This is a genomic window from Blautia sp. DFI.3.45, assembly GCF_020593505.1.
GTDB lineage: Bacteria > Bacillota > Clostridia > Lachnospirales > Lachnospiraceae > Blautia_A > Blautia_A wexlerae.
Genome location: NZ_JAJDMI010000015.1, coordinates 18417 through 31114, shown reverse-complemented (window position 1 = coordinate 31114; position 12698 = coordinate 18417). Strand labels below are relative to the sequence as shown.

At 39.2% G+C, this 12698-nt stretch carries 11 protein-coding genes and 1 tRNA gene; 11 read left to right on the top strand and 1 reads right to left on the bottom strand.

Annotation, left to right across the window (positions count from 1 at the left end; translation table 11 throughout):
• Positions 1-10 precede the first annotated feature (10 nt).
• From LJE09_RS07410 to LJE09_RS18740, 3 genes are all read left to right on the top strand, one after another.
• The gene (locus LJE09_RS07410; protein ID WP_227311107.1) at positions 11-1477 is read left to right on the top strand and encodes a GldG family protein; all 1467 of its coding nucleotides are present in this window, start codon (positions 11-13) and stop codon (positions 1475-1477) included.
• Positions 1478-3277, top strand: a complete 1800-nt coding sequence (locus LJE09_RS07405) for a DUF4340 domain-containing protein (RefSeq protein ID WP_227311105.1) — start codon at positions 1478-1480, stop codon at positions 3275-3277.
• 88 nt (positions 3278-3365) lie between these two features.
• Positions 3366-3470, top strand: a complete 105-nt coding sequence (locus LJE09_RS18740; protein ID WP_334297975.1) for a DUF6783 domain-containing protein — start codon at positions 3366-3368, stop codon at positions 3468-3470.
• 66 nt (positions 3471-3536) lie between these two features.
• Here LJE09_RS18740 and LJE09_RS07400 read toward each other — a convergent pair whose 3' ends face one another.
• Positions 3537-4490, bottom strand: coding sequence for an alpha/beta fold hydrolase (locus tag LJE09_RS07400; RefSeq protein ID WP_008708024.1), 954 nt, complete (start codon positions 4488-4490; stop codon positions 3537-3539).
• A 633-nt stretch (positions 4491-5123) separates the two neighbouring features.
• On the opposite strand from LJE09_RS07400, the gene LJE09_RS07395 reads away from it, so the two are divergent.
• From LJE09_RS07395 to LJE09_RS07360, 8 genes are all read left to right on the top strand, one after another.
• Positions 5124-5891 (top strand): ParA family protein, encoded by a 768-nt coding sequence (locus LJE09_RS07395; protein ID WP_025578451.1) that lies wholly within the window; start codon positions 5124-5126, stop codon positions 5889-5891.
• A complete protein-coding gene (locus LJE09_RS07390) occupies positions 5891-6865 on the top strand; it encodes a ParB/RepB/Spo0J family partition protein (protein ID WP_008708028.1) in 975 nt (324 codons plus the stop codon). The genes LJE09_RS07395 and LJE09_RS07390 overlap by 1 nt, the downstream gene beginning before the upstream one ends.
• 13 nt (positions 6866-6878) lie before the next feature.
• Positions 6879-7397 carry a DUF4446 family protein gene (locus LJE09_RS07385; protein ID WP_020993348.1) on the top strand — a complete coding sequence of 173 codons (519 nt, stop codon included), beginning with the start codon at positions 6879-6881 and terminating at the stop codon, positions 7395-7397.
• Positions 7398-7589: 192 nt separating this feature from the next.
• A complete protein-coding gene (gene serS / locus LJE09_RS07380) occupies positions 7590-8882 on the top strand; it encodes a serine--tRNA ligase (RefSeq protein WP_008708031.1) in 1293 nt (430 codons plus the stop codon).
• Between the two features lie 32 nt (positions 8883-8914).
• Positions 8915-9790, top strand: a complete 876-nt coding sequence (locus LJE09_RS07375; protein WP_008708032.1) for a DUF3881 family protein — start codon at positions 8915-8917, stop codon at positions 9788-9790.
• A 236-nt stretch (positions 9791-10026) separates the two neighbouring features.
• Positions 10027-10836, top strand: coding sequence for a hypothetical protein (locus LJE09_RS07370; protein ID WP_173681490.1), 810 nt, complete (start codon positions 10027-10029; stop codon positions 10834-10836).
• A gap of 490 nt (positions 10837-11326) precedes the next feature.
• Positions 11327-11400, top strand: a tRNA-Arg gene (locus LJE09_RS07365).
• 326 nt (positions 11401-11726) lie between these two features.
• Positions 11727-12692: a ParB/RepB/Spo0J family partition protein gene (locus tag LJE09_RS07360; RefSeq protein ID WP_227311104.1), complete on the top strand. Its 966-nt coding sequence runs from the start codon at positions 11727-11729 to the stop codon at positions 12690-12692.
• Positions 12693-12698: the final 6 nt, after the last annotated feature.

The window sequence follows — 12698 nt, the reverse complement described above, 5'->3', positions numbered from 1 at the left end:
GAAAGAAAAGATGAAAAATAATAAGCATAAAAAATTTGACAAAAAGAAACTGATTGGCACCATCAGTAAGAAGCATATCAAAAACGGCTCTTACACAATGGTTATGTCAGTGATATTTATTGCAGTAGTTGTAGTGCTCAACATGATCGTAAATGCGATTCCGTCCAAATATTCAGAAATTGATATCAGCAGCCAGAAACTCTACAGTATTGGTGATGATACAAAAGCAATGCTGAAAGATCTGGACAAGGACGTAACAATTTATCAGATTGCACAGAGCGGTTCTGAAGATGAGAATATTACCAATCTGCTTAAGAAATATGAAGATGAATCCAAGCATATTAAAGTAGAGCAGAAGGATCCTGTAGTAAATCCTAAATTTGTAACGGAATATACAAGTGATGATCTTTCTGCAAACAGTCTGATCGTTGTATGCGGCGACAGAAATAAAGTCATTGATTACAACAATATCTATGAGAGCACAATTGATTATCAGACCTACAGCTCTCAGACTACCGGTTTCGACGGTGAAGGTCAGATCACAAGTGCGATCGGATATGTAACATCCGAAGATCTCCCGATCCTTTATACACTCGAGGGACATGGTGAGAAGGAGATGGATTCTACTATCAAAGAAGACATCGAGAAGGCAAACATGGATATTCAGTCTCTGAATCTTCTTACAGAGGGAAGTGTTCCGGATGATGCAGACTGCCTGTTCATTGATTCTCCATCCACAGATATTTCAGAAGATGAAAAGACTGCTATTATTGATTATCTTGAAAATGGCGGAAAGGCGATGATTTTCTCTGATTATACAACAGAAGACCTGCCAAACTTTGATGCAGTTCTGGAAAACTATGGTGTTCAGAGAGAAGCTGGAATCGTATTTGAAGGTGATAATCAGCATTATGCAATGCAGATGCCATATTATCTGGTTCCGACTATAAACAGCACAGATGCAAGCTCTGAGACTGTTTCCGGAGGATATCATGTACTTGTACCATATGCACAGGGAATCAAAAAAATGGATGATGTAAGAGATACCGTAACGATCAACAGTATCCTCACCACATCAGACCAGGCATATTCCAAGACAGATCTGAACAGTGATACTCTGGAGAAAGAAGACGGAGACGAAGCTGGCCCATTTGATCTGGGAGTAAGCATCACAGAGACTCTGGATGATGACAAAGAAACGCAGATCGTATACTATTCAACTTCCAATCTGATGGAATCACAGGTAAATCAGATGGTATCCGGCGGAAATGAGAAGCTGATCATCGAATCCCTGAAGTGGATGACAGACACAGAAGACAGTGCAACCGTATCTATCCCATCCAAGAGCCTGTCTGTATCTTATCTGACACTTACAGACTATGATGCTGCATTCTGGAAGATTTGCACTATCGGTCTGATTCCTGGATTCTTCCTTGTTGTAGGGTTTGCAATCTGGATGAAGAGGAGAAAAGCTTAAATGAAGAATAAAACTGTAAAAATGGTTCTTGCAGTTGTAGTTCTTGGTGTCTGCTGCGGGGCTTACGCAGGTGTAAAAACCTACGTAGCCCATCAGGAGCAGAAAGAATCCGAAGAAGATTCTGAAGAAAGCACAACTGTATTTACTGCATCAACAGATAACATTAAATCTCTGGATTTTATGGTTGATGATACAGAGACAACATTTGAAAAAGATGATGACAGCTGGGTAAAGAAAGACGAAACAGATTTTCCGGTAAATCAGACTACTCTGGACAGTGCAGCATCTGCTATTGCATCTGTCGATTCGGACAGAGTTCTGGAGGACGTAGATGATCTTTCAGAATATGGTCTGGATTCTCCGTCAAACACGATTAAGATTGTAACAAAATCTGATGAGGAAGATGGCGATGACATAACAACTACACTGTATGTGGGAGATGAAAATTCCTCCACCAGTCAGTATTATGTAAGAAAAGATGATGATGAGAAGACAGTATACCTGATAGATTCTTCCTGCGTAGAGCCGTTTACCAAATCATTGAATGATTATGCGCAGATGGAAGATTTCCCTGCAATTTCCAATACAGATACCATTACAAAAATTTCTGTAGACGGCGATAATTCCTATGAATTATCAAAAGACGAAGATACAAGTATCTGGTCAGTAAAAGGCAGCGAGGATGAAGAAAAAGCAGACTCAGCTACCGTAAGTTCTCTGGTATCCTCATTCGGAAGCATGGCATATAGTTCACTTGCAGATTATAAATGTGACGACAAGAGCAAATATGGTCTGGATAAACCATATGCAACAATCACAGTAGATTATCAGGAAGAAGTTGCTGATGATGACACACAAGATGATACGACAGCTTCCGGTGAGACGGCAGATGAAGATGCTTCATCTGTGGAAGAAAACAGTGACGATGCTGAACAGGATACAGAATCAGACGAAAGTGTAAGTGAAACTACGGATGAAACATCAGAAAACTCAGACAGTGCATCAGACAATGAGGATTCTTCGGAAGAAGAAACTAAGATGGCAGATAAGCAGCTTACAATTCTTGTTGGAAATGAAACAGATGACAGCAGCAGATATGTCATGGTAAATGACAGCAATGAAGTCTATACGATGTCAACGGATACTCTGTCCGCACTCACTGATAAATCAGAAGAAGACTTCTGGGATATGACAGTAAGTTATGTATCTTTAAACAGCCTCGGAAGCCTCAAAGTAAATTATCAGGGCAGTGATTATAAAGTAAATGTTTCACGTGAAACATCCACAGATGATGATGGAAACGATACAGAAACAGTTACCTATAAACTGAATGGCTCTGATCTGGATGAAACAACATTTATAACATTCTACAATAAACTGATCAACATGACGGCTCAGAAACGTCTGACAGATAAATATGAACCTGACGGTGATGCAGAACTGACAGCTACATTTACAGAAGAAGACGGTGATACACAGGAAGTTGCATACTATAGCTACGATACAAACTATTATGCAGCAGTGGTGGATAATAAAGTATATCTCGTAAATAAGATGAGTGTAAAAGAACTGTTCACAGCATTTGAATCAGTTGTTGGAACAGAAGAAGATAGTTCAGATAAGACAGATTCAGACGAAGCAACAACAGATGATACTAAATCAGATTCAACAGATATGCCAAGTGAGAGCATAGAAGAGTCCGATGACAGTACATCTGAAACAGCCGGCATAACAAACGATTCTGATACATCCGAAGAGGAGAATACAGATTCTCAGGAAACGGACAGTACAGAAGAGTAAAAGAATAAACGAATCTATAAAAAAGTGAGGCAGGCATATAGAATTTCTTCCATATGCCTGCCTCACTTTTTGTTGTATTAGAGCGTGTTTGAAAAATCATTTCCACAATCTGCACGCCCCACTTTGCGGTATATTTTGTCCGAATTCGGTTGCTGTAGTCACCGCAACGTCGCCTTCTTCCGATTTGAAATAAAAAAATTTATCCTTCAAAACTGTCTCAAAATCAACTCGTCGACTCGTTCTGGCTTAAATATAAGGCTTAAAAGAAGATTTTAACCTGTTCAAGAAACGCTTCAGGTGCTTCAACATGTGGAAGATGTTTTGTTTCTTTGAGAACAGAAACTTCAATAGCCGGGTTGGAGGCACAATAATCATCAGTGACAGCCTTTCCGTTTGGCTCTGTTTCACCTTCAACAATATAAATACTGTTATCCAGTGCCTTAAGTGCATGACAGATATTTATATTTATATACTTAGCTGCAAGACTGGAGTACAAAAATCTGGTATAATATCCACCTTTATGAGCTGCTTCATAATAAGCATCTGCCATTTGATTATCCACATGGAATGGATTATAATACATCTTCTCGATAAAAAGATTATTTATATTATCACGTGATACGATCATATGATAAACCAGAGTTCCGAAAATCGGAATTTCCAGAGCTGCTTTTAACAGGCGGTCCTTTCTGTTTGGCATCTGTTTTAATTGAGTCAGGCTGGGCGGATTTACCAGCATGATTTTGTTAAAAAGTTCTTTCTCATTGTGACAGGCCATAGTAACAAAAGAGCCTGAAAAACCACTTGCAATCACATCTGTTTTCTGACCAATTATTTTTTTGATAAAATCACTGATCATCTGAACATAAACAAAATTTGTATAGGTAATGCTGGATTTGTCCGAACGTCCGCATCCTAACAAATCAACAGTATATACGGTATGGTCAATTGCCAGTTCGTCTTCAATTTTGCTCCATTCATACCCGGAAGCTCCAGGTAAAGTGTCATGAATCAAAAGAATCGGTGACCCAGTTCCCTTTTTGGTATAATAAATGTTCCCAAAGCGCCATTCAAAGTAATTGTCATTAGAAATGTGGAGCATCTGTTTTAATTGTGCAGCAGTAGCAATCGTGTGGTTAATGAAATGAACAGCAACAGTTGCGCCGGTCATCAGAGCAGCAAATGTAAGAAATTTGTGCTTGTTTTTACTCATTTTCGGCCTCCTTTATCAAGCATAACAAGTGATTAGCCTGCTAAAATTATATACCCATATTATACCGCGATACTGTCTGTTTTACAAGAAAATATGATGCGAAAAAAAGAACCATATGGATTGATGATGTTACTGTTCACTCCGTTCACAGCAACACGCTTCGCGATGCACAGAATTTATGCTAATCGCATAAATTCGCGCAGTATGTCTCGGGTTTTCTGTGACCTTCACTCACAAAAAACACCTCGCGGGATATTACCAGTGAACAGTAACTTGATGATTACTGTTCACACATCACAATCCCGCGAGGTGTTTTGGCATGAATGTGCCAAAATCCCGAGACATACAAGCCAAAATTCCATTGCCGCAGGCAATCTGGAATTTTGGCTGCGTTACTGAGAACGGAGTGAACAGTAACGATTGATGGAAAAAGAAAATGTCAATCACCACAAAATATACAATATTTATGTTAAAAATAATGTGTTTTTTTATGTTTCACGTGAAACATTATGTGGCATGATTAAAATAAAAGTGTTATAATAAACATGCATATGCCTGTTGGCATTATAAAAAATAATGTAACAGGCAAAATAGGAATAACTACAATTAAAACCTCATAAAGGAGGAATGAAGTTGGGAAGAATTATAGCAGTTGCTAATCAGAAAGGCGGAGTTGGAAAGTCAACAACTGCAATTAATCTTTCAGCATGTCTTGCAGAAAAAGGGAAAAAGGTTCTCGCAATTGATATGGATCCACAGGGAAATACTACCAGTGGTTTCGGCGTTGATAAGAACGGCATAGAAAATACATTGTATGAACTTTTGCTTGGAGAGGCAGAAACGAAAGACACGATTGTAAAAGATGTTGTTGAGAATCTTGACCTGATTCCATCTAATATTAATCTTTCCGGTGCAGAAATCGAGCTGGTAGGAATCGATGATAAAGAATTTATCTTAAAGGGAATTACAGATAAGCTTCGACGTAAATATGATTACATAATACTGGATTGTCCGCCGTCATTAAATATGCTGACGATCAATGCATTAACCGCAGCTACATCTGTATTAGTGCCGATCCAGTGTGAATATTATGCGCTGGAGGGACTTTCACAGCTGATTCATACCATTGATCTGGTAAAAGAAAGACTGAATAAACGTCTGAAAATGGAAGGCGTAGTATTCACAATGTATGACGCAAGAACAAACCTGTCTCTGCAGGTAGTGGAAAACGTAAAAGAGAATTTAAATCAGAATATTTATAAAACAATTATTCCACGTAATGTAAGACTGGCGGAGGCTCCAAGCTATGGACAGCCGATTAATATCTATGATCCGAGATCAGCAGGAGCAGAAAGCTACAGGCTTCTGGCAGAGGAAGTGCTCAACAGGGAGGATAATTAATGGCAGGAAGAAAAAACGGTCTTGGCAGAGGCTTAGATGCATTTTTTCCAGACAGAACATCTGTTGTCAAAGAACCTGCCAGAAAGACAACAACCAAAACAGTTAAAACAGAGAAGAAATCTGACGTAGCTGAAAAACAGACAAACCCTACTGTTGCAAAGAAGCAAACAGCAGATTCGAAAACAGGGGCAATGATCGTAAAGATCTCAAGTGTAGAGCCGAATATGGATCAGCCACGTAAACAGTTCGATGAAGATGCACTCATGGAACTGTCTGAGTCTATTAAACAGTACGGTGTACTCCATCCGCTTCTCGTGTCTGATAAAAAGGACTACTATGAAATAATTGCAGGTGAAAGACGCTGGAGAGCGGCAAAGCTTGCTGGACTGACAGAGATTCCTGTAATTGTTAAAGAGTTTTCTGAGCAGGAATTAGTAGAAATTTCCCTGATTGAGAATATTCAGCGGGAAGATTTAAACCCTGTGGAAGAAGCGATGGCATATAAACGACTGATTGATGAATTTCATCTGAAACAGGATGAAATCGCAGAGCGTGTAGGGAAGAGCAGAACAGCAGTAACAAATGCAATGAGACTTCTCAAACTCAGTGAAAAAGTGCAGCAGATGCTGATTGATGAGATGATCACTGCCGGTCATGCCAGGGCAATCCTTTCGATAGCAGATAAGGAAAAGCAGGAATCAATTGCAATGAAGGTTTTTGACGAGAAATTAAGTGTTCGTGAAACAGAAGCGCTTGTAAAACGTATGCTGGAGCCGCCAAAAACAGCAAAGAAGAGCAAATTCAGTTCTGCTGAGGATGCAATATATGAGAGTCTGGAAGAAAAAATGAAAAGTATCATGGGTACCAGAGTCCAGATTCACAGAAAGAAAAATGACAAAGGTAAAATTGAAATTGAATATTATTCCAAGGATGAACTGGAAAGAATCATAGATCTTTTCGAATCCATTGGTTAGGAGTGACAGTAATATGAGTGGCATTTTTGAAAATCTTGGAATTGATTCCGGGATCATCATTATTATACTGCTGATTCTTACTATCTTCCTGCTGGTAAGGAATATCAGTATGAATATGCGCCTGAGCCGTCTGGAACGTAAATATAAGACGTTCATGAAAGGTTCAGATGCACAGTCTCTGGAAAAAGTATTCGTTAGAAAATTCGCTCAGATAGATAAGCTCTATGATGCGAAGGAAGAACATGATCATGATCTTCTTTTTATCAAAAAGAATCTTGATAAAATGTTTAATAAATATGGCGTAGAAAAGTATGACGCATTTGATGATGTAGGTGGAAAGTTAAGTTTTGCGCTGGCTTTGCTGGACAAAGAGAACACAGGCCTTATCTTAAATGCAGTACACAGCCGGGACAATTGTTTTTTGTATATGAAAGAAATTGTAAAAGGCGAATCCTACGTTATGCTCAGCCAGGAAGAAGTAGAGGCACTTCGTAAGGCAGTGAATTTTGGACTGGATAATATTGAAGAATAAAGTTTTTTAAAAGTTACTGTGAACGGAGTGAACAGTAATGTTTAAAAGTTGAAAACAAGAGCATACTAAAAGAGAATCTGTTTTGTGCAGGAATGCACATGATATGATAAATTGATATCAGGGGGAAAGTTGTTGCCAGATTTTACCCTGACATCATTACATAATGTAATAGAATATTTCAGGAGGAACAAGATGTTAGATATTAAATTTGTGAGAGAAAATCCGGAAGTTGTAAAACAGAATATCCGCAACAAATTTCAGGATAATAAACTGGAATTAGTGGATAAAGTTCTGGAACTGGACAAAGAGAATCGCGAAATCAAACAGGAAGTAGAAGCTCTTCGTGCAGAGAGAAATAAAATTTCCAAACAGATCGGTGCACTGATGGCACAGGGAAAGAAAGAAGAAGCTGAAGAAGTAAAGAAACAGGTAGCTGCTTCCGGAACCCGTATTGAAGAACTTTCCACAAGAGAGAAAGAGGTAGAGGAAGAACTTCTCAAAGATATGATGGTAATTCCGAATATCATTGATCCATCTGTACCGATCGGTAAAGATGACAGCGAGAACGTAGAAATAGAGAAGTTTGGTGAACCGGTTGTTCCGGATTTTGAAGTGCCATATCATACAGAAATTATGGAAAACTTTGATGGAATCGATCTTGACAGTGCAAGACGTGTTGCGGGAAATGGTTTCTACTATTTAATGGGAGATATCGCAAGACTTCACTCAGCAGTAATCTCCTATGCACGTGACTTCATGATAAACAGAGGTTTTACTTACTGTGTACCTCCTTTTATGATCAGAAGCAATGTTGTAACAGGTGTAATGAGTTTTGCTGAAATGGATGCCATGATGTATAAGATTGAGGGTGAAGATTTATACCTGATCGGAACAAGTGAACATTCCATGATCGGTAAATTTATCGATCAGATCATTCCTGAGGAAGAACTTCCGAAAACTCTTACAAGCTATTCTCCATGTTTCCGTAAGGAAAAAGGTGCTCATGGACTTGAGGAGAGAGGCGTTTACCGTATTCATCAGTTTGAAAAACAGGAAATGATCGTTGTCTGCAGACCGGAAGAGAGTCCGATGTGGTTTGATAAATTATGGCAGAATACAGTAGATCTGTTCCGTTCTCTGGATATTCCGGTTCGTACACTTGAGTGCTGCTCCGGTGACCTGGCAGACCTGAAAGTAAAATCTCTTGACGTAGAGGCATGGTCTCCACGTCAGAAAAAATATTTCGAGGTAGGAAGCTGTTCAAACCTTGGTGATGCACAGGCACGTCGTCTTAAGATCCGTGTAAACGGAAAAGATGGTAAGAAATATCTTGCACATACATTAAATAATACTGTTGTAGCACCGCCTAGAATGTTGATCGCATTCCTGGAGAATAACCTGAATGAAGACGGTTCTGTAAGTATTCCTAAAGCTCTGCAGCCATACATGGGTGGTATGACAAAGATTGAGAAAAAGCACGCTTAATGGAGGGTGAGCTTTTTCAGGGAGGTGTTCTTATGCACAGTTATCTGAGGGCAGTTGGTTTTTCCAGGATCACCAAAAGAAGCAGTATCAGACAGATCATTACGGATGTGGTTGAAACTTATGATGAGAAAACGGTCATAGAGAACTACCCTGATGGTATGTTTGCAGAGTTTTCCAAGAATTATGGATGCGATTGTGGAATTACTGTCTGCGGGCAGTATGATGAAAACAACGTATTTTATCCGGATTATTATTTTCCTTTTTTTCGCGGAACAGGCATTACAACACAGGAGAGTGTTGTGATAGAAAGACATGCAGACAAAGAATCTTTTGCAGGTGCCTGTGACGATTTGAGAATTGGGGTTACTTTAATTTTCTATCTTCAGAATGCTGCTGAGTATCTGCAACAGCGTGAAAAAGGCAACATACTTCCGGGTGGCCAGCCTTTAACCCTTTCCGGGCTGGCCAGGGAAGGAAAAATCCTTTTTCCTGTAGAGAAAGATAAAGAAGCAGTAAAAGCAGAACGTGAACTGACAAAGAACAGAAATCATCTCATTGCAGCCGCCAGAAACGGTGATGAAGAGGCTATGGAGAGCCTCACGATGGAGGATATGGATACATATTCCATGATTTCTCAGCGTATAGTTACAGACGATATTTTTTCTATAGTGGATTCCTATTTCATGCCATATGGAATTGAATGTGATCAATATAGTATCATGGGTGAGATTCTGGATTTTATGACATTCAAGAACATTATAACAGGAGAAGAAATCTGCCAGCTTACATTAGACTGTAATGATATGCAGTTTGATGTTTGTATCAATAAGAATGATTTGCTGGGGGAGCCAAAGATCGGACGTAGATTCAAAGGAATCATATGGCTCCAGGGACAGTTGCACTATTAATTAAAATGATTTAAGATGGCATGGACGAATATTTCGCCCATGCTATCTTGAGTTTTACAAGAATATGTTTCACGTGAAACATGCTTATAGCAATCCACTTGACGAGGAAATGCTATAGAAATATACATTTCACGCCGAATATTTGCAATTCATTCCATGGGTAAGAAAAGAATGAATTCCTATGATATACTTGGAGCAGGCAAGGTGGAAAACTGAAAAAAGGAAGGTGATATTATATGAAAAACAAATTATGGAAACAATGGATGATAAGTGGGGTTCTGGTTTCTGTAATGGTTGTATCATGCGGGGTATCTGTAAGTGTACAGGCAGAAGAAACAACAGAGACAGAAGAAGCAGCAGAAACCGATTCCTCTACTGAAAGTGAAGATGATCTGCAGATTCTTTTTGATCAGGCAGTTGAAGATGCGATGATTGCTGAGGATGGTGAGATTCTTCCGGTAGTAAGCCTGGATGAGGGAGAGCCTTATGCAGTTTATAATGAAGAGGGAAGAGTTCTTCTATATACATTCCATAAATATCCGGACAGTTATCTGGATGGCACTGATGTGAAACTGGAATGGGGAAATGTATGGACATTTACAGGTGGTGAACTGGAAGACTGGTATCAGGAAAATAAAGAGGGTGTAACAGACTGGCAGACAAGAATGAAAGAATTGCTTGGTCTGACTCCTGATAATGAATCTAACTATGTTACAGCTATGTGGGTAAAACCGGAAGATGTTTTTCGTCCGGCATATATTTCGGATATTGGAACAGTAGAAATGACAGATTCATTCTCCGAAGATGTTGATGCGGATTATAAAGCATGGTTTGATGCGAACATTATTTCCAGCTATTATGATGGCGAATATCCATGGACAAGATTGGGATATACTTATGACTGGGCGGATAATGGACAGGCTTACGGGTTGTCTGAGTTTATCGTTAAACAGGATAGTGATGTAAAAGTAGCATATACTGTTGAACTGGGTGAGATGATTCAAAAGCTGGAAGATAATACATGGAATCCGGAAGCAGAAAATTAGATAAGAAAAGCCAGATTGCACTTGTAATTTTCTTTGAAATATAGTATATTAGTTACTGTTCATACACCATTATTCCTCGAGGTATTTTTGCAAAAATATGCCAAAGTCCCGAGACATACAAGCCAAAATCCCATTGTCGCAGGTAATCTGGAATGAATTTTGGTTAAGTTACTGAGAACGGAGTGAACAGTAACTTATATTATGGGTGTTGATTAAATGTCCATATAGCTCAGCTGGATAGAGCACTCGCCTCCTAAGCGAAAGCCGAGGCATTCCCCAAAGGGAAAAAATGAAAAACAACTTTCAGTTCAAATCTATTCTGAAAAATGCCAAAGGTGACAACAAAGCATTCCCCAAATTGGGGAACGTTCTAATGTTACCAAATCAAAAAAATCTGTAGATTGACAACTCGAAATAGAGTTGATAATCTTATATATGGCCGAAGGGAAAAATCCCAGAAACCCAGTAAAATCAAGGGTTTGCGGCATGTGTCGTCATAGCTCAGCTGGATAGAGCACTCGCCTCCTAAGCGAGGGGTCGGAGGTTCAAATCCTCTTGGCGACGGGCTTCAAAGCGTTCGAAAATGTTAGCTGGATTAGCTGACAGCGAACGCTTTTGTTATTTTCTAATCACGTTCGTGACACAAAATTCCATTCAAAATGATCAATTTCCAGCTAACGAAATCCGATTTTTGTTAGCTGACAGCTAATCAAAATTACCGGTTTGCAAACATGGGTTTTAAGAAGTTCAGCTAACATTTGGGTTCTGCTCTGTTGTCACCCCTTATTTGGGAATGTAAATCAGAGAAAAGGCGAGAAAAGAAACAAACTCTCCCAAACTTGCAAACATGAATTAGCTGAAACAGTATTCAATTCTATTAGCTACAGCTAATGGTTAAACAGCAATGTCTGTTTGGAACTTTTCTAACTAAAAAAGTTCCAGGCAGGCATTTTTTAGTTCCTGAATCCTGGAGGAAAGGAGTCAAGATGACTGAACCAAACAGACAATCAGAAGAAAACGAAGAAAGAATCATAGAAATTGAGATTGAGCGTCTTCGACCGTTCAAAGAGCATCCGTTTCAGGTGAAAGATGATAAGGAAATGTTTCTTTTGCAGGAAAGCATTGAGAAGTATGGAATATTAAATCCGCTGATCGTCAGACCGGTACCGGATGGATACTATGAGATCATATCCGGCCACAGAAGAAAACATGCTGCGGAGAAACTGGGATACCGAAAAGTACCGGTGATCATCCGGGTATTAAGTGAAGATGATTCCATTTTAAGTATGGTGGATTCTAATCTTCACAGAGAACGGATCAGCTACAGCGAAAAAGCTTTTGCTTACAAACTGAAGAATGACGTACTAAAAAGAAAAAGTGGTCGAAAAAAGAGCCAAGTTGACCACAAAACACCAAGAAAACGATCGATAGATATTATCAGTGAGGATTGTGGTGATAGCCCAAAACAAGTGCAGCGTTATATATCACTGACAAAGCTTATACCGGAAATGTTGCAGAAACTGGATGATGAGATTATTTCTTTTTGTCCGGCTGTAGAGATAGCTGCATTAAGTGAAAAAGAGCAAAAGGAACTGCTTGTAGCAATGGAGTATGCACAGGCAATCCCGTCACTCTCACAGGCCCAGAGAATCCGGCAACTGAGTAAAGAAAAGCAGTTGTCACTGGAAAAGATGGAAGAAATCATGTGTGAAGTGAAAAAGGGTGAAATCACAAGAGTAGCTTTCACAAACGAACAGCTACATAAGTATTTTCCGAATTCCTATACACCGGCAATGATGAAACGGGAAATATTGGCACTACTAAAATTATGGAAAAAAGAATCATGGGAAAGTTAAAGGAGG

Coding starts and splice junctions, on each gene's coding strand:
- serS (WP_008708031.1), top strand. CDS start 7,590: ATGTTAGATATTAAATTTGTGAGAGAAAATCCGGAAGTTGTAAAACAG.
- LJE09_RS07360 (WP_227311104.1), top strand. CDS start 11,727: ATGGTTAAACAGCAATGTCTGTTTGGAACTTTTCTAACTAAAAAAGTT.
- LJE09_RS07385 (WP_020993348.1), top strand. CDS start 6,879: ATGAGTGGCATTTTTGAAAATCTTGGAATTGATTCCGGGATCATCATT.
- LJE09_RS07400 (WP_008708024.1), bottom strand. CDS start 4,490: ATGAGTAAAAACAAGCACAAATTTCTTACATTTGCTGCTCTGATGACC.
- LJE09_RS07410 (WP_227311107.1), top strand. CDS start 11: ATGAAAAATAATAAGCATAAAAAATTTGACAAAAAGAAACTGATTGGC.
- LJE09_RS07405 (WP_227311105.1), top strand. CDS start 1,478: ATGAAGAATAAAACTGTAAAAATGGTTCTTGCAGTTGTAGTTCTTGGT.
- LJE09_RS07375 (WP_008708032.1), top strand. CDS start 8,915: ATGCACAGTTATCTGAGGGCAGTTGGTTTTTCCAGGATCACCAAAAGA.
- LJE09_RS07390 (WP_008708028.1), top strand. CDS start 5,891: ATGGCAGGAAGAAAAAACGGTCTTGGCAGAGGCTTAGATGCATTTTTT.
- LJE09_RS07370 (WP_173681490.1), top strand. CDS start 10,027: ATGAAAAACAAATTATGGAAACAATGGATGATAAGTGGGGTTCTGGTT.